This window comes from Candidatus Alcyoniella australis (genome assembly GCA_030765605.1).
Lineage (GTDB): Bacteria > Lernaellota > Lernaellaia > JAVCCG01 > Alcyoniellaceae > Alcyoniella > Alcyoniella australis.
Map to the genome: position 1 here is coordinate 1 of JAVCCG010000001.1, position 24,728 is coordinate 24,728.

22 protein-coding genes are annotated in these 24,728 nt (G+C 63.2%); 21 read left to right on the forward strand and 1 reads right to left on the reverse strand.

Annotated elements, in window-relative coordinates:
• Positions 1-635 precede the first annotated feature (635 nt).
• On the forward strand, positions 636-1,262 hold the full coding sequence (locus tag P9M14_00005) for a HEPN domain-containing protein (protein ID MDP8254104.1): 627 nt from the start codon (positions 636-638) through the stop codon (positions 1,260-1,262).
• 379 nt (positions 1,263-1,641) lie between these two features.
• On the opposite strand, the gene smc is transcribed toward P9M14_00005, so the two are convergent.
• Positions 1,642-5,199, reverse strand: coding sequence for a chromosome segregation protein SMC (gene smc / locus P9M14_00010; GenBank protein ID MDP8254105.1), 3,558 nt, complete (start codon positions 5,197-5,199; stop codon positions 1,642-1,644).
• 278 nt (positions 5,200-5,477) lie between these two features.
• On the opposite strand from smc, the gene P9M14_00015 reads away from it, so the two are divergent.
• From P9M14_00015 to P9M14_00110, 20 genes are all read left to right on the forward strand, one after another.
• The gene (locus P9M14_00015) at positions 5,478-6,074 is read left to right on the forward strand and encodes a hypothetical protein (GenBank protein MDP8254106.1); all 597 of its coding nucleotides are present in this window, start codon (positions 5,478-5,480) and stop codon (positions 6,072-6,074) included.
• On the forward strand, positions 6,071-6,535 hold the full coding sequence (locus P9M14_00020) for an OadG family protein (protein MDP8254107.1): 465 nt from the start codon (positions 6,071-6,073) through the stop codon (positions 6,533-6,535). The genes P9M14_00015 and P9M14_00020 overlap by 4 nt, the downstream gene beginning before the upstream one ends.
• Positions 6,532-6,987 (forward strand): biotin/lipoyl-containing protein, encoded by a 456-nt coding sequence (locus P9M14_00025; protein ID MDP8254108.1) that lies wholly within the window; start codon positions 6,532-6,534, stop codon positions 6,985-6,987. Before P9M14_00020 ends, P9M14_00025 begins: the two co-directional genes overlap by 4 nt.
• A gap of 4 nt (positions 6,988-6,991) precedes the next feature.
• The gene (locus P9M14_00030) at positions 6,992-8,098 is read left to right on the forward strand and encodes a sodium ion-translocating decarboxylase subunit beta (GenBank protein ID MDP8254109.1); all 1,107 of its coding nucleotides are present in this window, start codon (positions 6,992-6,994) and stop codon (positions 8,096-8,098) included.
• A 776-nt stretch (positions 8,099-8,874) separates the two neighbouring features.
• Positions 8,875-10,626 (forward strand): DNA mismatch repair endonuclease MutL, encoded by a 1,752-nt coding sequence (gene mutL / locus P9M14_00035; GenBank protein MDP8254110.1) that lies wholly within the window; start codon positions 8,875-8,877, stop codon positions 10,624-10,626.
• The gene (gene meaB, locus P9M14_00040) at positions 10,623-11,606 is read left to right on the forward strand and encodes a methylmalonyl Co-A mutase-associated GTPase MeaB (GenBank protein ID MDP8254111.1); all 984 of its coding nucleotides are present in this window, start codon (positions 10,623-10,625) and stop codon (positions 11,604-11,606) included. The genes mutL and meaB overlap by 4 nt, the downstream gene beginning before the upstream one ends.
• 1 nt (position 11,607) lies before the next feature.
• On the forward strand, positions 11,608-13,218 hold the full coding sequence (locus tag P9M14_00045) for a kelch repeat-containing protein (protein ID MDP8254112.1): 1,611 nt from the start codon (positions 11,608-11,610) through the stop codon (positions 13,216-13,218).
• Positions 13,215-14,138, forward strand: coding sequence for a tRNA (adenosine(37)-N6)-dimethylallyltransferase MiaA (gene miaA / locus P9M14_00050; protein MDP8254113.1), 924 nt, complete (start codon positions 13,215-13,217; stop codon positions 14,136-14,138). The genes P9M14_00045 and miaA overlap by 4 nt, the downstream gene beginning before the upstream one ends.
• A complete protein-coding gene (aroA, locus tag P9M14_00055) occupies positions 14,132-15,436 on the forward strand; it encodes a 3-phosphoshikimate 1-carboxyvinyltransferase (protein MDP8254114.1) in 1,305 nt (434 codons plus the stop codon). Before miaA ends, aroA begins: the two co-directional genes overlap by 7 nt.
• A complete protein-coding gene (gene cmk / locus P9M14_00060; GenBank protein ID MDP8254115.1) occupies positions 15,433-16,119 on the forward strand; it encodes a (d)CMP kinase in 687 nt (228 codons plus the stop codon). The genes aroA and cmk overlap by 4 nt, the downstream gene beginning before the upstream one ends.
• Before the next feature lie 110 nt (positions 16,120-16,229).
• Positions 16,230-18,464 (forward strand): 30S ribosomal protein S1, encoded by a 2,235-nt coding sequence (locus tag P9M14_00065; GenBank protein MDP8254116.1) that lies wholly within the window; start codon positions 16,230-16,232, stop codon positions 18,462-18,464.
• A gap of 25 nt (positions 18,465-18,489) precedes the next feature.
• Positions 18,490-19,404, forward strand: a complete 915-nt coding sequence (gene sppA / locus P9M14_00070) for a signal peptide peptidase SppA (GenBank protein ID MDP8254117.1) — start codon at positions 18,490-18,492, stop codon at positions 19,402-19,404.
• A 28-nt stretch (positions 19,405-19,432) separates the two neighbouring features.
• Positions 19,433-19,711 carry an integration host factor subunit beta gene (locus tag P9M14_00075; protein MDP8254118.1) on the forward strand — a complete coding sequence of 93 codons (279 nt, stop codon included), beginning with the start codon at positions 19,433-19,435 and terminating at the stop codon, positions 19,709-19,711.
• Positions 19,712-19,715: 4 nt separating this feature from the next.
• Positions 19,716-20,204 (forward strand): metallophosphoesterase family protein, encoded by a 489-nt coding sequence (locus P9M14_00080; GenBank protein ID MDP8254119.1) that lies wholly within the window; start codon positions 19,716-19,718, stop codon positions 20,202-20,204.
• Positions 20,205-20,215: 11 nt separating this feature from the next.
• Positions 20,216-20,707, forward strand: coding sequence for an HIT domain-containing protein (locus P9M14_00085; GenBank protein ID MDP8254120.1), 492 nt, complete (start codon positions 20,216-20,218; stop codon positions 20,705-20,707).
• Positions 20,707-21,087 carry a lipopolysaccharide assembly protein LapA domain-containing protein gene (locus P9M14_00090; protein MDP8254121.1) on the forward strand — a complete coding sequence of 127 codons (381 nt, stop codon included), beginning with the start codon at positions 20,707-20,709 and terminating at the stop codon, positions 21,085-21,087. Before P9M14_00085 ends, P9M14_00090 begins: the two co-directional genes overlap by 1 nt.
• A 7-nt stretch (positions 21,088-21,094) precedes the next feature.
• Positions 21,095-22,099, forward strand: coding sequence for a hypothetical protein (locus tag P9M14_00095; protein MDP8254122.1), 1,005 nt, complete (start codon positions 21,095-21,097; stop codon positions 22,097-22,099).
• Positions 22,100-22,111: 12 nt separating this feature from the next.
• Positions 22,112-23,104 carry a glutamate formimidoyltransferase gene (ftcD, locus tag P9M14_00100; protein MDP8254123.1) on the forward strand — a complete coding sequence of 331 codons (993 nt, stop codon included), beginning with the start codon at positions 22,112-22,114 and terminating at the stop codon, positions 23,102-23,104.
• Positions 23,104-23,727 (forward strand): cyclodeaminase/cyclohydrolase family protein, encoded by a 624-nt coding sequence (locus P9M14_00105; protein MDP8254124.1) that lies wholly within the window; start codon positions 23,104-23,106, stop codon positions 23,725-23,727. Before ftcD ends, P9M14_00105 begins: the two co-directional genes overlap by 1 nt.
• 47 nt (positions 23,728-23,774) lie before the next feature.
• Positions 23,775-24,662: a formylglycine-generating enzyme family protein gene (locus tag P9M14_00110; GenBank protein MDP8254125.1), complete on the forward strand. Its 888-nt coding sequence runs from the start codon at positions 23,775-23,777 to the stop codon at positions 24,660-24,662.
• Positions 24,663-24,728: the final 66 nt, after the last annotated feature.

Genomic DNA, 24,728 nt, shown 5'->3' on the forward strand with positions numbered 1-24,728 from the left:
GTGAAATTTGGTAATTTGGTTCTTTGGTCATTTGGGGGAGTCCAGAGGGGCATCCCCTCTGGTGGGTCCAAGGCGAAGCCTTGGTCGCGGCATTTTCTTGAATGGCGAAATACGATCACCTGCCGATTTACAAGAAGGCGTTGGAGCTGACGGTGTACGTGGAAGATGTGGCGAAGAACTTTTCCCGCTACCATAAGTACACGATCGGCACGCGCCTTCGTGACGCCTGCTGGGAAGTCGTGACGGGCATTGTGAAAGCGAACAACACGCCTTCCGCCGAACGGCGGGGGCTTCTGGTTGCGCTAGGAGCGCGAGGACGAGGTCAACTGGCTGCTCAACGGCTGGATCGAGCAGGGAATCGAACCGTGGAACACCGAGGGTTTCCTCGAGTACTGGTACGAAAGTCGGTCGCCGATGAGGGGGGGGGCGTTCGGGGAAATTATCGAGACAGAGAAATACGAAAATTCGGGCATGTGTATCGATGCGATTCTGAGAAAGCTCTACGATAAAAAAACGAATAGACTTTTCTAGAGATACTTACATGGAAGAGATTCTATCTCTAGACCAACGTACATTTAAAGATTTCTGCTTTAGAATGGGGTGGAAATTCACTTCTTCATGAGGAGTAGCCACCGGTGGACGCAAAAACGAAATTCGATAAAGTGATTGCCCGCGCGATAAGTTTGTGTGATCTTCACGAAAGGCTTGAAACAAATGGCATTCCAAACGGAACCGTGGTTGATCTGTCGCTTGATGATCTGCTGCGATCAGCCCTTATGCTTGGTGTTTCAGGAATGGATGCCTATTTTAGGGACAAGTTCTTAGACCGACTTGTCCCATATGTGACGAAGAAAAAAACACCCAAAACACTTGAAAAGCCTTTGTCTGACGCTGGGGTGTCAATGAGCGATGTTCTTGAACTTCTCAACAACCAACGTCCACACAGAACCTTGAGGAATAAAATTGCAAACTGGCTGCTAGAAAAACCGATGCACGACCTTCGTCAAGTTGATGATCTGTTTCTTGGATTCGGAATTAAAAAACTGACGGAGAACGCTGCCAAGAAAAGTGGCGCACCCACTATAAACAAGAAGGTTTCTGACGCTGTCAATCGGCGTCACAATATCGCGCACTATGGTGATTACTTTGCAGGCAGGAGTAAGTTAAAAGAAATCAAGCGCGATTGGACAAAACGCCAATTGAACTGGATTTCTAGACTTGTGAAAGAGGCAGACTCGATTATCGCGTCAGCGACTTCGTAGTAAAAAAATTGTATCAATCGTCAATTTGTCGCGATTTCTTCCTATGAATTCGAACACCTCATGATCTTGTCCTTTCCGAGACGGACCCATATTCATGCTCGCATGAAGAAGCTGATGGCCTATCTGGAAGCCCTGATCGCTGAGGGATTCTTCGGCACTGCTGACCACGAATCCGGCAGCCGACGACTTTGTGCGCAAGGGGAAGTTCGGGGGACACCATACCTAACTATTGTCAGCCAATTCACAACAAATTCATCGTGCGAGCGTAGATCCTTCGGCCCAGGGCCTTTGGATGACGGTTATAGATAGGGTAGGCGGGCAAGAAAAAGCCCCCGTGGATGCTGCGGGGGCAAAACCGTATTGCAGGAAATCGGATCGATCAGTTCAGTTTCACCGAAACGATCTTACTGACCCCCTTCTCTTCCATGGTAACCCCGTATAGCTGATTAGCTATCTCCATGGTTCGCTTATTATGCGTAATCAGCACCAGCTGACTGTGCTGGTTCATCTCGTGCAGCAGCGAGTTGAAGCGGTCGATGTTGCTGTCGTCCAGGGGCGCGTCGACCTCGTCGAGCACGCAGAACGGGCTGGGCTTGATCAGGAACAGCGAGAAGATCAGGCCGATGGCCGCCAGCGCCTTTTCGCCGCCGGAGAGCAGCGAGACGTTGGTCAGGCGTTTGCCCGGAGGGCGCACCACGATATCGAGTCCGGCCTCGAGCACGTCGTCGGACTCGGTAAGCTCGAGCCGGGCGCTGCCGCCGCCGAACAAAATTGGAATCACCGCCTGGAACTGCTCGTTGACCCGCTCGAAGGTCTCGCTGAACAGTTTGCGCGAGGTTTGGTTGATACGGGTGATGGTGCGTTTGAGCGTGTCCATCGCCTTGAGCAGGTCCTCGCGCTGGGTGGTGTAGAACTCGAGCCGCTCCCGTTGTTCGGCGTGTTCCTCCACCGCGTTGGGGTTGACCTCGCCCATCTGCTCGATCTTCTGCCGCAGGTCGCGCCGCCGTTGGGACTGGGCCACGGGGTCGGACTCGAACTCGAGGTGTTGCGCGGCCTGCTGGGTCAGTTCGATGTTGTAGCGCTCAATCACCTGGCCGGTGACGTGTTCGAGCTTCATCCGCGCCTCGGTCAGGCTGACATCGCACGAGCGCTGTTCGTCGCGCAGGCGGTCGATCTCGCGTTGGCGGCGTTTGAGCCCTGATTCGCGTTCGGTCAGGGCCGAGCGTCCGGACTCGTATTCCTCTTGGACTTTGCGCAGGCCCGCCGCGTGCTCGTCGCGCTGTGCGTGCAGCGTGCCCAGCTTGGTCTTGAGCTCGGTCTTGGTCGCGGCGATCTGCTCCAGCCGTTGTCCGGCGGAGGCGATCTCGCGATTGCGGCGCTCGACCACCGAACCCAGGTCCGCGCGGGATCTCTCGATGCGGGTCAGGCTCGAACCCAGCTGGTCGGCCCGTTCGCGCAGGGCGCTGATCTCGATCCGCCGTTCGGAGAGTTCGGCCAGCGAGTTGTCGAGCGCCGCGCGATCGGTCCGCAGCCGTGCGTCGAGTTCGCGCACCGTGCCGCCGATCCGTTCGCGCTCCGCGACGATGGTGCTCAGCCGCTGCTCGGCGTCGGCCAGCAGTTTGCCGTCACGTTCGGCGCGCTGGACCAGGGCGGAGCCCTCGTCGGTCAGCCGCTGCCGCTCGGACCCCAGGTCGCGCAGCTCGGACCCGGCGTTGTCGCGGGCGTTTTCAATGTTGATGCGGTCGATGTGCAGCCGCCGCAGTTGCTCCTGGGCCTGCTCGAGCTTGTCCGCGACCTTCTGGGCCAGACCTTTGTTCATCAGGTAGGAGGACTCGGCGGCGGTGTACGATTTGGCCAGGCCGCTGATCTCTTGTTCGAGCTGTTTGATCTCGCGCTTGGCTTGCAAAATGCCCGATTGCACGGACTCGGGCGTGCCGCCGGTCATTGCGCCGCGGTCGTCCAGCAGCTCGCCCTCGATCGTTACCAGCATTCCGCGGTAGCCGTTGGCCTTCCACACTCGGTGCGCGGTGTCGATGTCCTTGACCAGCAGCGTGTCGCCCAGCAGGTAGTCGGCCACGGTCTCGTAGCCGGTCTTGACGTTGACCACCTCGCGTAGCGGGCACTCGGCCATGGACAGCGCGGTGTTGCCGAACTGGTTGGGGACCTGCTGCCGTAGGTTCATCGGGATGAAGGTCGAGCGTCCGGCCGAGCTGGACTTGAGGTACTCGATGGCCGAGATGCCGCAGGTCTGATCGTCGACCACCACGCCCTGCAGCCGGTCGCCCAGCACCGCCTCGAGCGCGGTCTCGTAGCGCTGGTCGGTGTCCAGGAAGTCGGCCACCACACCGCGCACGTTCAGCGGCTCGGGGTGGTCGCCGCCCGCGTGGCGCAGGATGCTCTGCACGCCGCGCTGGTAGCCCTCGAGGTTGTCGCGCATCGCCTTGAGCGATTTTAGTCGCACGCGGCGGCTTTCCAGCTCGCCCTTGATGTCTTCGTAGCGTTCGCCCAGGCCGCTCCCCTCGTCGAGCAGCGCCTGCCGCCGCCGGGCCAGGTCGTCGCGTTCCGCGCCCGCCTCTTGTTCGCTCTTGGTCAGGGCGGCCAGGTCGGACTCGATCTCGCTCAGCCGCGCGCTGAGTTCGTCGTTTTGCTCGGCGTTGGCTGTCAGCCGCTGGGACCCCTCGCTGTTGCGCTCCTGAGCGTCGGCAATGCGCGCCGCGGCCGCCTCGCGCGAGCCCTTGAGCTGCGCCTCCTCGGTCAGCAGATCGACCAGCTCGCTCTTTTGCTCGTCGAGCCCGGACGCCAGTTGCTCGACTGTGCCCCGCGCCTCGATCAGTTGCGACTCGAGGTTCGCCAGCTCGCCGTCCGACTCGGAGATCGTGACCAGCAGCGCGTTGCGCTCCTTGGCCAGCTTGTCGCGCTCGGACTCGAGCTGGTCGCGGCGGTTGCCGTAGTCCGCGATCTCGGCCTGGGCCGACTCGATCGATTGCTCGAGCTTGCCCGCCTCGCGCGTCAGGTGCTCGTACTCGGTCTCGGCGGCCTGGATTGCGCTATGGATCTCGAACAGCTCGCTTTGCCAGTTGTTCAGCCGTTTCTCCAGCTCGAGCAGCGTCAGCCGGTTGTCCTGGATTGCCAGTTCCTCGGCCTCGAGGCCGCCCGCGGCCTGCTCGACCTGCCGCGCGATGCGCGCCATGCGTCCGTTGATCAGGTCGGAGTCGAATTGCAGACCCGCGTACTCCCGCGCCGAGACCGCCAGGTCGATCCCGCGCAACTCGGTTTTGAACTCGTGATAGCGCCGCGCCTTGCCCGCCTGACGCGCCAATGAGTTGACCGAACGCGTGATCTCGGCGATCAGATCGTTGACCCGCAGCATGTTTTGCTGGGTCGAATCGACCTTGCGCAACGCCTCGTCCTTGCGCGCCTTGTACTTGGTGATCCCCGCGGCCTCCTCGATCAAGGACCGCCGCTGCAGCGGCTTGGCCGCGATCAGCCGGTCGATCTGACCCTGCTCGATCATCGAGTAGGCGCGTACGCCCAGGCCGGTGTCCATGAACAGCTCGTTGATGTCGCGCAGGCGGCAGGGGACCTTGTTGATCAGGTATTCGCTCTCGGCCGAGCGGTAGAGTCGGCGGGTGATCATGATCTCGGCGCAGCCCTCGTAGCCCGCGGGCGCGCCGGCCGAGGTGTCGAGCACCAGGTTGATCTCGGCCATGCCCATCGGCTTGCGCTCGTCCGTGCCGGCAAAAATTACGTCGGCCATGGCCGAACCGCGCAGGCTCTTGGCGCTCATCTCGCCCATTACCCAGCGCAGGCCGTCGAGCAGGTTGGATTTGCCGCAGCCGTTGGGCCCGACGATCGCGCTGATCTCCTCGTCAAAGGCGAGCACGGTTCGGTCGGCGAACGACTTGAATCCGAAAAATTCTATTTGTTTGATCTTCATCCGATATACTTCACCTTAAGCTACACCCCTACAAGCAAGGTGCAGCCCGCTTGTTGATTCAACAATTGGCTGAAAATTAGCACTCAACGGGACAAGGGTCAAGCAAAAACCGCAACTTGTAGCGCCGTTTGTGTAGGCTGGCACAAGATATGGTATTGTAAGGTTTAAGGGGCTTTTCCCGCGGCAAGCGGAGCGCCGTTCTGATGTTGACCGCGTTCCAGCGCTTTCCTTATAATGGATGATTGGCAATTGGGGCCTGGGAAAAGGGATTTTACCAGATGCAACGACCGGCACTTTACACCTTGATTCTGATTTTGGCCTTGGCGTGGGCCCTGGGCTGCACTGTGGGCGATTACGGCGGCAAGGAAACCGACGTGGCTGACGACGCTGAGGACGATGCGCCGGATCGCAACATTGACGATGACGACACGGCGGACGATGACGACGATGATCAGCTCGATTGTCAGCCCGACGGCTACGAGGTGAACGACGGATTCCCCGGAATGTTTCTCGGACAGCTCGGCAGCGAGCCTGTGCAGCTCAGCCCGACCTTGCATACGGCCGTGGACCACGATTTCTTTTCGTTCTACGTCGTGGACCTGTGGAACGAGACCTTCAGCCTGTACATCGAGCTGTGGCAGGTGCCCGCCTACGCCAACTACGAGCTCGAGCTCTACCGTTGCGACGACGAGCAGTGCGCCTCAACCGAGTTGGCCGCAACCTCGTACAACGCCGCGGGTCAGTCCGAGAGCATCGTGATTCACGATACCCCGGCCTACGAGGACGGCGGGTACTATTGCGTGCGCGTGTTCTCGGCCGACGATTATTCCTGCGACCCGTACGTGCTCTATCTCCAGGGACCGGGGGACAAGTGACCGCACAGATTTCGAGCATCCTGGCGTCCGCGATTGTGGCGCAAAGCGCCGCCCCAACGGCCCGGCCGGGACAATTGCAGTTCGTGATCATCGGTCTGGGCACGGTCTTCCTGGTGTTGATCCTGCTCTACGCGGCGATCAGGCTGTTAGCATGGATTATCAACCGCGAGGCGCGCGCGCCGCAGCAGGTCGAACCGATCAGCGGCGGAATCGTGTCCCGGATCGTGTCACAGCCCCAGCCCGTGGCTGATGCCCCGGCCGCGTTCGAGCCGGAGCCCACGCGACCACAGCTCGACCCGCCGCAGGTGGCCGCGCTGGCCTATGCGGTCTATCGCCGTCGGCTGAGCCAGGGACGGCCGCCGGGAGTCCAAGGCGGACCGGGCAGCGACGGCGCCTGGTCGCGCAAGGCGCGTCTGGACCAAAGCGATCGGCTGAGCAGCCGCTGGGAGAATCCGCGATGAAGCGCTTTGAACTCGACGTGGAGGGCCGTCGCTACTGGATCAAGATCCTCGACGAAGGTCCCCAGGGCGCCACGGTGGAGGTGGACGGCAAGCCCTATAGCGTGCGCCTCGGCGCCAAGCTGGCCCTTGATGGCGAGCCCGCGTCCGCGTTGCCGAGCAGTGCGCAGCCCGCAGCGGCCTCAATGCCCGCGTCCCCGGCGCAAGCGGCGGAAGCCGCACCGGAACAGGGCTGCGTCGAGATTCGCTCGCCCATGCCCGGCACCATTTTACAGTTGCTGGTCGAGCCAGGAACTTTGGTGCAGGCCGGGCAGGCGCTGATGGTGCTTGAGGCGATGAAGATGGAGAATCAGATTGCGTCCCCGGTTGCCGGGACTGTCGAGCGCCTTGAGGCCGTAGCGGGCCGCGAGGTGAGCAAGGGCCGACTGCTGGCCGTAATCCGCAAGCAAGACTAGCACCATGTTGGAATTCATCCAGAGCACGGGGATCTATCAGCTCGACTGGCGCAGCCTGACGATGATCGTCATCGGGCTGGTTTTCATCGGCCTGGCGATCATCAAGCGTTTCGAGCCGCTGCTGCTGATTCCCATCGGCTTCGGCATTATCATTGCCAACATCCCGTTCTCAGCGGCCGATATCAACGATCCGCACAGCACGATGTACTATCTGTACATGGGCGTGGAAATGGAGATCTATCCGCCGCTGATCTTCCTCGGGATCGGCGCGATGACCGACTTCAGTTTTCTGCTGTCCAAGCCGCGGCTGATTTTACTTGGTGCCGCGGCCCAGATCGGCATCTTCAGTACGTTCTGGATCGCGGGCTCCCTGGACTTCACCCTCAAACAGGCGGCGGCGATCGGCATTATAGGCGGCGCTGACGGCCCGACCGCGATCTACACCACCTCGATTCTCGCCCCGGACCTATTGGCGCCGATCAGCCTGGCGGCCTACAGCTACATGGCGCTGGTGCCGATCATCCAGCCGCCGATAATGCGCCTGCTGACCACCCGGGCCGAGCGCCGGATCAGGATGGCCGCGCCGCGCGACGTCGGACGCGCCGAACGCATCGCCTTCCCCCTGGTCGGCACGCTGGTCACTGTGCTGATCGTGCCCAAGGCCGCGGTGCTGCTGGGCATGCTGTTTTTCGGCAACCTGCTCAAGGAGAGCGGCGTCACCGACCGGCTGTCGAACACGGCCAAGGGCTCGTTCATCGACGCGGTGACGATTTTGCTCGGCGTATCGGTTGGCGCGTCGGCCAAGGGAGCGACGTTTCTGAGCAGCCAGAGCATCAAGATCTTTTTGCTCGGCGTGTGCGCGTTCGCCGTGGCATCGGCCGGAGGCGTGCTGTTCGCCAAGCTGATGAACCTGGTCTCGCGCGAGAAGATCAACCCCTTGATCGGCTCCGCCGGAGTCTCGGCAGTGCCCATGGCAGCGCGCGTTTCCCAGATGGTGGCCCAGAGCGAGTCGCCGGACAACTTCATCCTGATGCACGCCATGGGGCCCAACGTGGCGGGCGTGATCGGCTCGGCCGTGGCCGCGGGAGTGCTGCTCAGCTTCTTCGCCTAACAAGGGGTGGGGTAAAGATCGATAAATCGATCTTTGGCACCTTTTGAGGTGCCGCAAAACTCGCGTAGGTCGCTGGTCGTAGTGCCACGACCCACCCCGCGTCGAAAGATTGGGAAGGGGTAGGTAAAGATCGATAAATCGATCTTTGTGTGTAGGGCTCGCGGGGCATTGGAACGAAATTTCTTAATATCGTTCTGCATGCCGCCTCTAACATTATCCGCGACCCTCAACAGTCAGTAGGTCAGCCGTACCGGGTTCTCCACGCTCTTTTTCTTCGACATGCGCGCGGAAAAGTTCGTTGTTTGGCCCACCTCAAAATAAATTTCGTTCCAACACCCCGCGAGCCAGGGTGGGGGCAGGCAGGCGGCGCGATGGCGGCACGCCATCGCGCCGCCGTCTCTCTCCCCCCGCGCGAGCAGAGTATTGGATTGTTTATCGCTCACTGCGAGAGAAGCACGATGGCCCGATCTGCGCGTTCTCATCCGAGGGTGGACTGATACGCGAAGTTTGCGGTGCCATGTGCCAAGCCACGATCTATGATCGATAATCGTGCGGAATATCTTGCCTTGATGAACAACACTTCTTTGAGAACGCGCAGAGCGGGCTATCGTGCGTAGTCAGGTGGTAAATCTCAATCCAATACCCTGCTCGCGCCCACCCAATAATGTTATTCAACATTATTATTCCCCCACCTTATATTGTGGGAAGACTTGATTTGACGCCCCAGGTTGATCGCGGATAGGATTCTTAGCCTTGAATTCGCAGGATTGCATGACGTGAACCGAATAAAACTGCTCGACGACGGAACCATCAACCGCATTGCTGCGGGCGAGGTGGTCGAGCGCCCGGCCTCGGTGGTCAAGGAGTTGGTCGAGAACAGCCTCGACGCCGGGGCCACGGAGATCGTGGTCGAGATCGAGCGCGCCGGTCGGCGGCTGATTCGCGTGGCGGACAACGGCTGCGGCATGGGGTACGACGATTGCCTGCTGGCCGTGGAGCGCCACGCCACGAGCAAAATCAACGACGAGTCCGACCTGCTGGCCGTGCGCACCCTGGGCTTTCGCGGAGAGGCGCTGCCCTCGATCGCCGCGGTCTCGCGTTTCGCTCTCACCAGCTGCGGGCCCCAGGACGAGGGCGGAACCAAACTGACGATCAACGGCGGAGTGATCCAAAGCGTCGAGCAGGTCGGCTGCCCGGCCGGGACGATGGTCGAGGTGCGCGAGCTGTTCTACAACACCCCGGCGCGCAGGCGCTTTCTCGCCGGATTGCAGACCGAGCTGGGGCACATTATCGATCGGCTGACGCGCATCGCCCTGGCGCGTCCCGAGGTGCGTTTCGTGCTGCGGCACAACGGCCGCAACGTGTTCGTGCTGCCCGCATTGGACGACGCGCTGCTGCGCGTGTCCAGCCTGATCGGCGACGACGTGTCGCGGGCGCTGATTCGGCTCGAGCTCGACCAGGACGAGGTGATGATTCGCGGCGGAATCGCCGCGCCCGAGGTCAGTCGCGGCAGCGCGCGCCAGATCTACGCGCTGGTCAACGGCCGGGCCGTGCGCGACAAGGTGACCACCGGCGCGGTAATCGAGGGCTTCCGCGACCACCTGATGCGCGGCCGCTACCCCGTGGCGGTGATCGATTTGAATACTGCGCTGGACATGGTCGACGTCAACGTGCACCCGGCCAAGACTGAGGTGCGCTTCCGTGATTCGCGCAGCGTGTTTCAGGCGCTGAGCCAATCCGTGCGCCAGGCGTTGCGCTCGCACGCGGAAAGCAGCATGCCGCAGCCGACGGGGCAGGGCGGCGGGTCCGAACAGGTTTTGCCCGACCAGCGCGAACAGCGCGTGGCCGACGCGGTGGCGCGTTACAGCGTGGGACGCGGCAGCGACGCAGGCGCACAGCCCTATTTTCCGCGACAAGAACAGCCCGAGCTGATCCAGCGGCACGACGAGCGTCGCCCCTGGCGGATCATCGGCCAGGTGCTGGACTGCTACATCCTGGCGCAGGACGAGCAGGGGCTGGTGATTATCGATCAGCACGCGGCCCACGAGCGGGTGGTCTACGAGCGACTGCTGGGGCAGATCGAGCAAGGCGCGGCCCAGAGCCAGCGGCTGTTGCTGCCGATCACGCTGGACCTGGCCGGGACCGAGGGCGCGGCCCTGGAGCAGTTCGCGCCCGAGCTCGAGGGTTTCGGCATTACGGTCGAGCGTTTCGGGCCGCAGACGTTCGTGATAAAATCCCTGCCCGCCTTGGTGCCCGAATCCGCGGCTTCGAACCTGGTGCGCGATTTGGTCAGCGACCTGGCGGAGATCGGGTCGGCGGGACGGATCGAGGACGCGCGCGATCAGGTGGTGGAGCGCATCGCCTGCCATGGAGCGATTCGCGCCGGCACCGAGCTGAGCGAGGCCGCAATGCGCAGGCTGCTCGACGAGCTGCTGCGGACCCGCAATCCCGAGCATTGCCCCCACGGCAGGCCCACGGTGCGGCGAGTCAGTAGCGTAGAGCTGGAAAGGATGTTCAAGAGAACGTGACACAGCTTGTAGACAAAATGCTGCACGGCGACCCGCGGGCCCTGGCCCGGCTGATGTCGATCGTCGAGAGCGGCGGAGCGCAGCGGCGCAAGATCATGGCCGAGGTCTATCCCCACGCGAACAACGCCCGGGTGCTGGGGATCACCGGCCCGCCCGGCGCGGGCAAGAGTACGCTGGCCGACCGGCTGATCAGCCGTTTTCGCTCCCAAGATAAACAGGTCGGCGTGCTGGCGATCGACCCCTCGAGCCCGTTCAGCGGCGGCGCGCTGCTGGGCGACCGGATTCGCATGTCGCGCCACGCAGGAGACCGCGGAGTTTTCATCCGCTCGCTGGGCACCCGCGGCAACCGCGGCGGCCTGGCCCGCGCCACGCGCGAGTTCGCCATGCTGCTTTCCGCATTTGGCAAGGACGTGGTGATCGTCGAGACCGTGGGAGTAGGGCAGACCGAGCTGGACATCATGGACCTGGCGCACAGCGTGCTGGTGGTTTTCGTGCCCGAGAGCGGCGACGTGATCCAGACGATGAAGGCCGGGCTGACCGAGATCGCCGACATTTTCGTGGTCAACAAGGCCGACCGCGAGGGAGCCGACCGGATGGTGGCCGAGCTGCGGGCGATGGTCGAGATGAACCGACCGCAACAGAACGGTTGGACCATTCCGGTGCTGCAATCGCAGGCGTTCAAGGACGTGGGCGTCGAGCAGATTGCCGTGCAGATCGATCTGCACTGGGAATACCTCCAGCGCAAGGGCAACGGCCCGTGCGATCAGGCGTTCCGTGACGAGCTGTGCGAGGTGCTGCTCGAGCAGGTGCGCGACAATCTGAGCAGCACGGCCTGTGACGCCGATCAACTGCGCCGCATGGCGCGGGTCAGCGGCGACGAAGCGCATAACCCCTACCTAGTGGCCGAACGGATCGTGGCCGACAGCGCGCTGGCGCGTCGGCTGATCCTTGATTACAAGGCGGACAAATCCGATGACTAAGTTGAGCAATGCTTCAATCCATCCGATCAAGGCGGCCCTGCTGCTCGCGGCGCTGCTCGCGGCGCTGCTTTGCTGCACCGGTTGCCCCGAGGACGAGCCGGATTTGGACGAGGATGAGACCGACATCGACGCGCCCTATGCGGTCAGTCTGTTCTCCGCGGCAGGCTATATCGACCGCGTGGAGCTGACCTGGACTAATCCCACATCGCGCGACAGCGACATGAACAAAGACTTTGTCGGCGTGATGATCCTGCGCAACGAGGGCACGCCGATCAGCGCCCTGCCGCTGCGCGACTTGCGCTACATCGTGGGCGAGCAGATCGGCGCGGACACGGTGGTCTTCGTCGGCAGCTCCCAGAGTTTTATCGACGGCGACGTCGAGCCCGGGAAAACCTATTACTACGCGGCGGTCAGCTTTGACGAGGTGCCCAACTACGGCGACTCGGCGCAGACCAACGCCACGCCGGGCAGCTCGATCAAGGCGCGCATCGCCCACACTCTGACCGTGCTCGACGACGGGCGGGTGCTGATCGTCGGCGGCGTGAGCTACGACGGTCCCCAGGACACGGCCGAGATCTACGACCCGGCAAGCGGCACGTTCAGCCTGCTCGAGGCGCGGATGCACGAGGAGCGCTACTGGCACAGCGCGACCAAGCTTGCCGACGGCCGGGTGTTGATCGCCGGCGGTCAGCTCGAGGCGTTCGCCGACAGCCTGTCCAACGCCGAGATCTTCGATCCGCAGAGCGAGACCTTCGACCTGATCGGCTCGACGCAGATGGGCACCGGCCGCGCCGGGCACTGCGCCGCTGTGCTCGAGGACGGCGCGGTGTTGCTCGTGGGCGGCACCGACGGCCAGGACCAGCTCGACGACGCGGACCTGTTCAACCCGGTCGGCGGGTTTGCGGCAAGCGCGGCACAGCTGTGCGCCCCGCGCTCCAGCGCCACGATCAACGCGCTGACCATCGAGGGCCAGACGCGTCTGCTGGTCTGCGGCGGGTTCGACGGCGAGACCAGCCTCAACTCCTGCCAGCTGTACTCCGCGACGGAAGATGCGTTCACCGACTTCGCGGGCGTTACCGGCGAATGCGACGAAATGGCCGACAGGCGGTTGAGCCACAGTGCGACTTTGATCCAACTGCCCGTAGCGCCGGCAACGATTGACGACGACGACGACGACGACGAGCCGCAGTACGCGGTGCTGCTCGCCGGCGGCGACGCGGGCGATTTGGCCGCGAGCAACGTCGTTGACTCGGCCGAGATCTACGACCCCGCGGACGAGGCGCTGCTTTACGAGGTCGGCCCGATGAGCACTCCGCGCTCGGGGCAGGCCGCCGTGGCTTTGGATGACGCGGTGCTGTTGATCGGCGGCGTGGACGAAAACATCAACGCGCTGTCCTCCGCCGAACTCTACGACGTTGAGCTCGAGAGCTTTGTGCAGACCGGATCGATGGGCTTTGTGCGCGCGGTGCCCCAGGCGGTGCTGCTGGGCGACGGCCGGGTGCTGGTGGTCGGCGGCAACCTGAGCACCAACGTGTTCGAGCCGCGTCCGCTCTCCGCGGCGGAGATCTACGACCCCCTGGGCGGGTCGTTCGGCGTGGCCTACGGCGAGTGAGCGCCCGCGTCCTGGCGATCGTCGGGCCCACTGCCTCAGGCAAGACCGAACTGGCGGTGGGACTGGCCCTGGAGCTTGGAGCGCAGATCGTTAACGCCGATTCGATGCAGGTTTACCGCAACATGGACCGCGGAACCGCCAAGCCCACGGCGCAGCAGCGCGCGCAGGTGCGTTTCCATTTGGTGGACGTGGTCGATCCGCAGCAGGGATTTTCAGCCAATCAATTCGCCCAGCTCGCCCGCGAAGCCATCGAGCAGATCGGCAGCCAGGGGATGCTGCCGCTGGTCTGCGGCGGCACCGGGCTCTACATCAAGGCGCTGTTCAGCGGGCTGTTCCAGGGGCCGGAAGCCGACCCGGATTTGCGCGCCGAGCTGATGGCGCAAGAGGCGGCGCAACGCGGCAGCCTGCATCAGCGGCTGGCGCAGGTCGATCCGCAATCCGCCGAACGGATCAGCGTGGCTGACAGCGTGCGGCTGGTGCGCGCGCTGGAGGTCTATCAAAAAACCGGACGCAGCATCAGCGAGCTGCAAGCGGAGCACGGGTTTGGCGGCAGCGACTTTCAGGTGACGATGATCGGACTGGATCCGCCGCGCGATGAACTCTACCGCCGCATTGAGCAACGGGTGGACGCGATGTTCGCAGCGGGCCTGGTGCATGAGGTGGCCGCGCTGCTCGCCGCCGGATTGCAGCCCGCGCTCCCCGCGTTCAAGGCCATCGGCTACCGCCAGGTGGTGGCGCACTTGGCCGGTGAGTACGACCTTGACGAGGCGCGGCGCCTGGTCAAGCGCGACACGCGGCGTCTGGCCAAACGCCAGCTGACATGGTTTCGCGGCCAGGCCGACGTGCGTTGGCTCGACGATCCCCAAAATTTGGATGCGGCAATGGCGATCTGGTCCGGGCAGGGAGGGGCGCCGTGCTGAAGGCCAAACTCAAATCGCTGCCCGTGGAGCGCATGCGCGGCGAGGTGCGTCCGCCGGGCGACAAGTCGATCAGCCATCGGGCGCTGATCCTCGGTTCGTTGTGCCAGGGCCGGGTCGAGATCAGCGGGCTGGCCCAGGGCGCTGACGTGCGTGCCACTGCCTGGTGCCTGGCGCGGCTGGGCGTGGATTTACAGCTCGACGGCTGCGACGCGCTGATTAACGGCCAAGGGCTCGGCGGATTTCGCCAGCCGGACTCGGCGCTGGATTGCGGCAACTCGGGCACCACGTTGCGGCTGCTCTCGGGGCTGGTCGCCGGTGCGCGGATTACGACGACGCTTGGTGGCGATAAGAGCCTGCAAAAGCGACCGATGGGACGCATCAGCGCTCCGCTGCGCAAGATGGGCGCGCTGATCGGTGGACCGCAAGACGGGACCCGCGCGCCGCTTTACATCGAGTGTCGCGGCGTGCGTCCGCGGCTGCACCGGCTCGAAATCGCCTCGGCCCAGGTCAAGTCGATGATCCTGATCGCCGGTGGATTCGCACACGGACTGACCCAGGTCGAGGAGCCCGCGCCGACCCGCGACCACACCGAACGCATGCTGTGCTTTCTCGGAGCCGATCTTTGCACCGAGTTCCCGCGCGTGTCCCTGCGCGGCCCGCTGGACTTGGGACCGGCCGCGCTGCGCGTGCCCGGCGATCCCTCGTCCGCCGCGTTTCTGTGCGCGGCCGCACCGTTCATCCGACGCTCGCGTGTCGTGGTTCGAGATTTGTGCCTCAACCCCACGCGCACCGGGTTTCTCGAGGTGCTGCGCAATATGGGCGCGCGTTTTGAAACCCAGAACCTGCGCGATGTCGACGGCGAGCCGGTGGGCGATCTGGTGATGCGCTACGGAGCGCTGCGCGGCTGCACGATCCTGGGTCGGCTGGTGCCGCGCACCATTGACGAGCTGGTGGTGCTGGCGTTGATCGCGTCCATGGCCCGCGGCGAGACCGTGATCAAGGACGCGGCCGAACTGCGGCACAAAGAGAGCGATCGTATTGCGGGCACGGTCGATGCGATCAACGCCCTGGGCGGAAGTGCCGAGGCCACCGACGATGGAATGTTGATCCACGGCCTGGACGGGCCGTTGCTCGGCGGCACGATCCGTTCGCGCGGCGACCATCGCCTGGCCCTGGCCGCGCTGGCGATCGGTGCGGTCACCCAGCGCGGCGTGAGCGTGGAGGGTGCCGAGGCGATAGCGGTGAGCTACCCGGAGTTCGTGCAGCAGTTCAATTCGCTGGGAGGATCGATCCAGTGAGCGCCGAAAGCCGCGAGCCGGTGGTGGCGATCGACGGACCGTCCGGTGCGGGCAAGAGCACGGTCAGCCGTAGCGTGGCCCGCAGCCTGGGATTCACCTACATCGACACCGGAGCGATGTACCGCGCCGTGGCCCTGGCCGCGCAGCGCGCAGCAATCGCTGAACACGACGATCAAGGCCTGTCTGCGCTGTGCTCCGAGATCAATCTTTATTTCAAACCGGTCCGGGACGGGCAGCACATCGTGCTCAACGGCGAGGACGTTGAGCGGCTGATCCGCACGCCCGAGATCTCGTTGGCCGCGTCCGCGGTTTCGGCCCGGCCGGCGGTGCGCCGTGCGATGGTCGATCTGCAGCGCCGGATGGGAGCCGCGGGCGGCGTGGTGATGGAGGGGCGCGACATCGGCAGTCATGTGTTTCCCGACGCCGAGGTCAAAATCTTTCTTTGCGCCTCGGCACTGGTGCGCGCGCAGCGGCGCAATTGCGAGCTGGCCGGACGCGGGATTGACGAGGATCTGAGCGCCACCCTGGAGCAGATGCGCAAGCGCGACGCTGACGACAGCAGTCGCGAACTCGCGCCGCTAATTAGGGTCGCGGACGCGCACGAGTTGGACACCACCGAGCTGAGCCTGGAGCAGGTGATCGGGCGCGTATTGGAAATCGTTGAGCAGGCGCGAAAAAAATAGACAATTCGCTTGTCATGGCCCATGCGCTCGGCTATGATGCGCCCCTGCTTTTTACCCGGCCCAGCGGGCCCGCGTAAAGCAAATCCAATAGTTTAGAGGTTGAACACCGAATGGAAGAAAAAGACAGAACGCAAGACCCGTCTGAGCAGACGGCCCCTGAAACGCAAGAGGCTGAAAACGTCAGTCCCGAACAGCAGGTCGAACAAACGACCGAGGGCGACTTGGATGAAAGTCCGGTAAGCTTTGAGGAGCTGCTGGAAATGTCCACGGTCAATCTCAAGGAAGGAGAGGTGGTTCCCGGTAGGGTGATCGCCATCCATCGTGAGATGGTCGTGATCGACGTGGGCTACAAGTCCGAGGGCGCTGTCCACATGTCCGAGTTCCTCAACTCCGACAGCGACCAAAACGTCAAGGTCGGCGATACGGTCAACGTGCTGATCGAGAGCCAAGAGGACGATGAAGGCAACATCGTCTTGTCCAAGGAAAAAGCGGACAAGATGAAAATCTGGGACAAAATCGCCAAGGCCTACGATAACGACGAGGCGATCGAGGGCCGGATCGTCAGCCGAGTCAAGGGCGGACTGGCGGTCGACATCGGCATCCGCGGCTTCCTGCCCGGATCGCAAGTCGACCTGCGTCCCGTGCGCAACCTCGAGGCGTTGATCGGCAAAGAGGATCGATTTAAAATTCTCAAGTTCAACAAGCGCCGGGGCAACATCGTGCTCAGCCGCCGCGCTCTGCTCGAGAAAGATCGCGAGGAGCTGCGCCAGAAGACGCTGGCCAAGCTCGAAGAGGGCGAGGTGATGGACGGCATCGTCAAGAACATCACCGAGTACGGCGCGTTCATCGACCTGGGCGGAATCGACGGTCTGCTGCATATTACCGACATGACCTGGGGCCGCATCAGCCACCCCAGCGAGAAGCTCGAGATCGGCGACGAGATCCAGGTCCGCGTGCTCAAGTACGACGAGGAGCGTCAGCGGGTCAGCCTGGGACTCAAGCAGCTCTCGCCCGACCCCTGGCTGTCGGTGGACGATCGCTACCAGATCGACGATCGCGTTACCGGCAAGGTCGTCAGCCTCACCGACTACGGCGCATTCGTCGAGCTCGAGGAGGGGATCGAGGGCCTGATCCACGTTTCCGAGATGAGCTGGACCAAGAAGGTCAAACACCCGAGCAAGGTGCTCAACGTCAGCGACGAGGTCGAGTCGGTAGTGCTCGACCTTAAGAAGGACCAGCGCCGGATCAGCCTCGGACTCAAGCAGACCGAGCCCAATCCCTGGGTAGTGGTCGAAGATAAATACCCGGTGGGCACCCGTATCGTGGGCAAGATCCGCAACATCACCGATTTCGGCATTTTCGTCGGCATCGAGGAAGGGATCGACGGCCTGATCCACATTTCGGACATCTCCTGGACCCAGCGCGTGCGCCATCCCGGCGAGATGTATAAGAAGAGCCAAGAGGTCGAGGCCGTGGTGCTCAACATCGACCGCGAGAACGAGCGCTTCAGCCTGGGCGTCAAGCAGCTTACCCCCGATCCGTGGTCAACGATCCCCAACCGCTACAGCGTGCGGCAGGTGGTCGAGGGCGAGGTGCTCAACATCACCGACTTCGGCATCTTCGTGTTCCTCGAGGACGGCATCGAAGGACTGATTCACGTCAGCGAGCTGGGCCGCAAGAAGGTCGAAGACCCGAACACCATCGCCAAGGTCGGCGACAAGATCAAAGCCGAGATCATCAGCATCGATCAGGGCGAGCGCAAGATTCGTCTGTCGATCAAGAGCCTCCAAGAAAAGTCGGAGGCGGACGACGTCCATGATTACATCAAGCGCCAGGAGAGCGGCACATCGAGCATCGGCGATCTGATCAAGCAGGCTGCGGCCAATGCCGAGACCACGACCGAGGCAGGCGAAGAGCCGGCTGAAGAAGCTGGTGACGAGCCGGCTGAAGAGGCTGGCGACGAGCCGGTTGAAGAGGCCGCCGATGAGCCGGTTGAAGAAGCTAAAGAAGAGCCTGGCGACGAGCCAATTGAAGAGGCCGCCGATGAGCCGGTTGAAGAGGCCGTCGACGAGCCGGTCGAAGAGGCTAAAGAAGAGCCTGCTGATGAGCCCGTCGAAGAGGCTAAAGAAGAGGCTGCTGACGAGCCCGTCGAAGAAGCTGGCGCCGAGCCGGTTGAAGAGGCCGTTGATGAGCCGGTCGAGGAGACCGTCGACGAGCCGGTTGAAGAGGCTGACGATGCGCCGGTCGAAGAGACCGACGATGAAGAGAAGCAGGACGAGACCAAGACAGACAGTGCCGACTCGGACGACGACGTAGAGCAAGACGACCAGGACAAGCAGGACTGAGCCGAGCCACGTGGGAGGTTAGGCGTTGCGAAAGCGACCCATACTCTTCGGCTTTATAATCACCAGCATCGTGCTGGTAATATTCGGTTCGATGCTCGTGCTTTCGCTTTGGATGCTGCGCGGGTTGCGTGGCGAGAGTTCGCTGTTCAATCTCGGCGACTCTGTGGCGATCATTGAAATACGAGGGGTGATTCTCGACTCGCGCGGCGTGATCGAGCAACTTCGCAAATATGACGACGACGGCGGGATCAAGGCGATCATTCTGCGCATCGAGTCGCCCGGCGGAACCGTGGGGCCCTCCCAGGAGATCTACCAAGAGGTGATGCGCATCCGCAACCAGGGCAATGAGGACGGCAAGCCGGTTGTCGCCTCGATGGGCTCGGTGGCCGCATCCGGGGGCTATTACATCGCTGCGGCCGCGGACCGCATCGTGGCCAATCCGGGCACGATCACCGGAAGCATCGGCGTGGTGATGGAGTTTCTCAACTACGAGGGCGTGTACGAATGGGCCGGGCTCAAGAGCAACGTGATCAAGACCGGTCGCTTCAAGGACATCGGCTCTCCGACCCGAGAGATGTCCCAGGATGAGCGCGACCTGTTGCAGACTATGATCGAATCGGTGCTCGACCAGTTCGTGGGGGCGATCGTCGAGGGCCGCAGCATGGACCAGTCGCTGGTTCGCGAGAATGCCGACGGACGTGTCTTCTCCGGCCAGCAGGCCCTCGAATTGGGATTTGTCGACGAGCTGGGCAACCTGCAGGTCGCCATTGACCTTGCGGCGCAACTAGCCGGGATTGAGGACGAGCCCAACGTGATATATCCTCCGCGCAGGCAGCAGCGCGGACTGTTCTACATGCTATTCCGCGGAGCGGCCGACGCGTTTTTCGACGCTGCGGCGCAGCACGATACAGGCGATTTGAAACTGCTTTACTGCCAGTAATTTTATGCAAGACCGGAGGGAGCTTCGGATGACCAAGAGCGAATTGATCAACAAGGTGGCCGAGAGAATTCCAGGTGGCCGCAAGAAAGATGCTGAAGTAATCGTCAACACGATCTTCGATAACATGACTGAGGCGTTGGCCGGCGGCGAGCGGATCGAGATTCGCGGCTTCGGCAGCTTCAGCCTGCGCAAGCGCCGTGCGCGCGCCGGTCGCAACCCCAAGACCGGCGACAAGGTTTCGGTCGACAGCAAGAACGTACCGTTTTTCAAGGCGGGGAAGAGCCTGAAGAAGCTCGTGGACTATTGATGATATGCGGGTCGGGGTAATCTCCGACACCCACCTGACGAGCGGATCCGATAGGCGATCGCTGGACAGGATCTTTGCCGGCCCGCTGTTTGGCGTAGACCTTGTATTGCACGCCGGTGACTTGATCGACCTCGAAGTATTTGAGCCCTATGCCCGTGATTGCGAGCTGCTGATGGTGGCCGGCAACATGGATTCGGCCTACACTCGCTCGCGTTTGCCGCAGACACGGATGATCGAACTCGAGGGGCGGCGCATCGGCCTGGCCCACGGCTGGGGCGCTCCCGAGGGGATCGAGCAACGCCTGCTGGGGCTGTTCGACGAGCCGCCGGAGCTGCTGGTCCACGGACATACCCATTGCGCGCGCATCGAGCGCATCGGCGATGTGACGTTCTTCAATCCGGGCTCAGCCACTGATCCGCGCTTCACACCTAGGCCCAGTGTTGGCATAATCGAAATCAACGGCGGGATTAAACCGCGAGTGATCGAGCTGTGAGCGGAGGAGCGATGGACAGGCTCTGGGCGCCGTGGCGCATGGAATACATCAAGGGACCCAAAAGCGAGGGCTGCATCTTCTGCGATCTGCCCGATCCTGCGGGCGACCGCGAGCGGCTGATTTTGCGCCGTGGTAAAGCAGCCTACGTGATGATGAACCGCTATCCGTACTCCAACGGACACCTGATGGTCGCGCCCTACGCCCACCTGGGCCAGATCGAGTTGATCGACCGCGAAGTGCGGCTCGAGATGTTCGACCTGGTCGACGAGTGCGTGCGCGCGCTTAAGGCGAAGTTCGATCCGCAGGGGTTCAACGTGGGGATCAACCTGGGTCAAGTCGCGGGCGCGGGCGTGCTGGACCATGTTCACATTCACGTGGTTCCGCGCTGGAACGGCGACACCAACTTCATGACCGTAGTCGGCGAGCTGCGCGTGATCTCCGAGCATATCCTCAACACCTACGATCAGCTCGTAGGTGAATTTAAGGCTGGGGAGGGGAACTGATGCGTTTTTTAAAGTGGCTGATCATTCTGCTGTTCTTTGCTTTCCTGTTCCTGCTGGGCTACGGCAACTCCCTGGGCCTGTTCGACACGATGGTGATGTTCAAGTTCGAGCTCAAAGGACTGCTGCCCGGATTATTCGCATCGAGCTATCAGCCAACGCTGTACCAGACGCCGGTGATCATCGTGGCCCTGTTCAGCTTCTTTGGCGGAGCGCTGCTGTTCGCGCTGTTCGAGATTCGCACCATCCTGCGCCAGCGCCGGATAATCCGCCGCAAGAACCGCCGCATCGAGCAGCTCGAGGACGAGCTGATTCGGCTGCGCGGCGAGCCGCAGGAGGCCGACGACCTGCGCTCGGACGCCGACCAAACCTACGACGATTGATATTGTTTTGAGGCCGCTGGGCCTGCTGCTGTTGATCCTGTGCTGCCTGCCCGGGGCGGCGGCTGCCCAGGATGCGTCGGCCCAATCGCTGCTCGCGCTGCACGCTGGGGGCAATCTGCCACATTTCTGCCGCGAGGTCGGCCGCTATCTCGACCATCATCCCGATGACCCCCAGACTGCGGCGCTGCTGCTTTGCTCGGCCGATTGCTCGGACCAGGCCCTGGGCCGGATCGCGGTCTATCGCCAGGTGCTGCGCATCGAGCCTCAGGGCGCGGAGGCCGGGAGCGCGGCCCTGGCTTTGGCCGAGCTGAGCTATCTGCTGGGCGACTACGCCTCGGCCCTTGAGGCGACCCGGGTCTTGATCGAGGGTAAGTATTCCGTGCCGGAAGTACTGCGCGCCCATCGGCTGGCCGCGGATTGTCACCGGGCGCGCGGCCACCCCGACCTGGCGGCCCGCGATCTGCGGGCGCTGCTCGAGGCTGCTTCGGAGGGCTATGGGCCGATCGACGCGGCACGGGTCGATTTAGCACAGATCGAACTCGAGGCCGGACGGCCGCGCCAGGCCATTGAATTGTGCCGCACATTGATTCCCGATGGCGATCCGGAGCAGCTGCCGCGGGCGCTGTTGATCGCGGGCAGGGCGCACCTGGCCTTGGCCGAGCCCGGGGCCGCGGCGCGGATGTTCAACGCTACGCTGATCTTCGGCAGCAGCGAGCAGGCCGAGCAGGCGCGGCTGCTGCTGCGCAGCTCCTCGCCGGTGCACGACAATCCGCTGACCTATCAGACGCAGGACGCTTTCGCTATTGTGCTCGGCCCGTTTGGCGACGAGCGCTCCGCCGCATCGGCCGCCGAGATGGTCGCCGTCCTGGGCTACGGCGCGCGGCCGCGCGTTGCCGGTGTGCAGCAACAGGTGCGGGTCGGACCGTTCGACGCGGAGGTCGATGCGTTTCTGGCCCTGCGGCGCATCGAACGCGAGCTGGGACTCAAGGGGCGGCTGGAACGTATACAATGACGGAGAGGGACGATGAAAGAACTGGTTGAGTGCGTACCCAACTTCAGCGAGGGGCGTGACGAGGCCACAATCGAGGCCATCGTCGGCGCCGTGCGCGCGGTGCCCGGGGTCAAGGTGCTCTCGGCCGAGTCCGACGCGGACTACAACCGCACGGTGCTGACTTTCGTGGGCAGCCCCCGCGCGGTGTCCCAGGGCGCGCTGGCCTGCGCCCGGGCCTGCTTCGAACAGATCGACATGAGCGAACACCACGGCGGACATCCACGGCTGGGCGCGTTGGACGTGCTGCCCTTCGTGCCCGTACGCGGGATCGACATCAACGGCGCCGCGGCCCTGGCGCGGGCCGCTGCCGTGAGCATCGCCGACCAGCTTGACGTGCCGGTCTACCTCTACGGCGCGGCTGCCGCACGGCCCGAGTTCGCCAACCTGACCAAGGCGCGCAAGGGGCAGTACGAGGCGTTGGCCCAGCGGCTGGCCGATCCGCAGCAGCGACCGGACTTCGGCCCGGCGCGTTTTGTGCCGCGCTTCGGCGCGGCGTTGGTCGGCGCGCGGCCGTTCCTGATCGCCTACAACGTCAACCTCAATTGTGACGACGAGGAACTGGCCAACGAGATTGCGCGGCGCGTGCGCACCTCGGGCTACAAGCGCGAGGGTGAGCGCGTGCCCGGCATGCTGCCCGAGGTCAAGGGCATGGGCGTACTGCTCGAGACTCAGGGCCTGGCCCAGGTGAGCATGAATCTCACGGACTTTCGCTGCACCTCGATGCACAAGGCGTTTGACACGGTGCGCGAGCTGGCGCGCGAGCGCGGGGCCGATGCGGACGGCAGCGAGCTGGTCGGGCTGGCGCCGCTGCAGGCGCTGCTGGACACTGCGATTCACGCCGGCGGATCGGCCGACGAGGATCAGCGCAGAGCGGTGGCGCGCGCCGTGGAGTACCTGGGCCTGGACCGGCTGGGGCCGTTCGACCCCGACAAAAAAGTGCTGGAGCTGATGCTGGAGGATCGATGATGAGCGGGCTGATCGACTGCGACCTCGACCGACTGTTGGGCAGATTCGCCGACGCCGAACCCGCGCCCGGCGGCGGATCGGCCGCGGCGTTGGCCGGAGCGCTGGCCGCCTCGTTGGTGTGCATGGTGGCGCGCATTACGCTGAAGAAGGCCGACGAGCAGGCTGCCGAGGAGCTGGGCGAACTACTGGGCCGCGGCGAGTCATTGCGCGATCGGTTGACCAACCTGGTGCAGGAGGACTCCGATGCGTTCACCGCGTTCATCGAAGCGCGGCGAGCGCCCAAACAGACCGACGATGAAAAAGCGGCGCGTCGCGCGGCAATTGGCGAGGCTGCGCAACGCATGACCCTGGTGCCGCTGACCACGCTGCGCTCGGCGTTCGAGGTGCTGGGTATGGCGCAACGAATGGTTCAGATCGGCAATCCCAACGCGATCACCGACGTGGGCGTGGCCGCGGATCTGGCCCACAGCGCGCTGCTCGGAGCGCGGCTCAACGTGTTGATCAACCTTTCGACTCTGCCCGAGCAGCAGCGCGGCGAGCTGCAATCGGAGGTCGACTCGCTGATGCAACGGGCGGACGCTGCCGCAAAGCAGGTTGCAGCGGCGCTGGAAGCGGCATTGTGAAAACGCCGCGTCGTGGGATAAGATCGAAAATAAAACGGATGACGCTCATGAGAACAAGCATTGCACTAATCGCGGGTCTGGGACTTTTGCTGTTCGTCATCGGCTGCGAGCAGCAGGACGACCTGGAGTTCGACTCGCCTTATTACACCGGGGCCGACGCCTCGCCGCTGGTGCAGATCCCTGCCGGCGGATTTTTACGCGGCAGCCCGAGCAACGGCCTGGACCAGCTGTTCGGCGATGATCCGGAGCAGGGGCACTACGACGAATGGCCGCGCTCGGTGGTCGAGGTCAGCGCGTTTAGCATCGAGCGCTACGAGACGACCAACGCCCAGTACCGCTCCTGTGTGCTGGAGGACGTCTGCTCCGAGCCCAAGATCACCAACTCATTCACCAACGATTGGTACTACACCAACCCGGACTTCGACCAATATCCGGTGTTGGGCGTCACCTGGTATCAGGCCGAACAGTATTGCACCTGGCGCGGACGCCGGCTGCCGACCGAGGCCCAGTGGGAGAAGGCCGCACGCGGCAGCGCCGACGACCGCTCCTGGCCCTGGGGTCCGGACTATCCGGACTGTTTAAAGGCCAACTACGGCAAGATCATCAGCGACGACCAGGGGAACAAATTCACCGGCTGCTACGGCGACACCACGCCGGTCGGATTATTTACGCTTTGGACCAGCCCCTACGGCATTTACGACATGGCAGGCAACGTCAGCGAATGGGTCGCGGATTGGTACGCCGCGGACTACTACGATCCCGCACTGTATCCCGATACGCTGTATAACCCGCAGGGTCCGCCCACGGGAGAGTACAAGGTCGTACGCGGCGGGTCGTTCTTCGACGGAGCGTACATGATCAGGACCAGCTACCGTGACGGCCGACTGCCCGACCAGCCCAACCTCACAGTCGGATTCCGCTGCGCGGCCGATTAACAGCGGGCCGGTCCCGGCGAGCATTTACACATCTTATCTAGAATCAGCGTCCTGCCGCTCGTGGGG

Excerpts from the sequence above, each read along its gene's own strand:
- P9M14_00015 (MDP8254106.1), top strand. The coding sequence starts at position 5,478 with ATGCAACGACCGGCACTTTACACCTTGATTCTGATTTTGGCCTTGGCG.
- P9M14_00110 (MDP8254125.1), top strand. The coding sequence starts at position 23,775 with ATGAGAACAAGCATTGCACTAATCGCGGGTCTGGGACTTTTGCTGTTC.
- smc (MDP8254105.1), bottom strand. The coding sequence starts at position 5,199 with ATGAAGATCAAACAAATAGAATTTTTCGGATTCAAGTCGTTCGCCGAC.
- ftcD (MDP8254123.1), top strand. The coding sequence starts at position 22,112 with ATGAAAGAACTGGTTGAGTGCGTACCCAACTTCAGCGAGGGGCGTGAC.
- P9M14_00065 (MDP8254116.1), top strand. The coding sequence starts at position 16,230 with ATGGAAGAAAAAGACAGAACGCAAGACCCGTCTGAGCAGACGGCCCCT.
- P9M14_00105 (MDP8254124.1), top strand. The coding sequence starts at position 23,104 with ATGAGCGGGCTGATCGACTGCGACCTCGACCGACTGTTGGGCAGATTC.
- P9M14_00075 (MDP8254118.1), top strand. The coding sequence starts at position 19,433 with ATGACCAAGAGCGAATTGATCAACAAGGTGGCCGAGAGAATTCCAGGT.
- P9M14_00085 (MDP8254120.1), top strand. The coding sequence starts at position 20,216 with ATGGACAGGCTCTGGGCGCCGTGGCGCATGGAATACATCAAGGGACCC.
- P9M14_00090 (MDP8254121.1), top strand. The coding sequence starts at position 20,707 with ATGCGTTTTTTAAAGTGGCTGATCATTCTGCTGTTCTTTGCTTTCCTG.
- P9M14_00080 (MDP8254119.1), top strand. The coding sequence starts at position 19,716 with ATGCGGGTCGGGGTAATCTCCGACACCCACCTGACGAGCGGATCCGAT.
- P9M14_00030 (MDP8254109.1), top strand. The coding sequence starts at position 6,992 with ATGTTGGAATTCATCCAGAGCACGGGGATCTATCAGCTCGACTGGCGC.
- P9M14_00025 (MDP8254108.1), top strand. The coding sequence starts at position 6,532 with ATGAAGCGCTTTGAACTCGACGTGGAGGGCCGTCGCTACTGGATCAAG.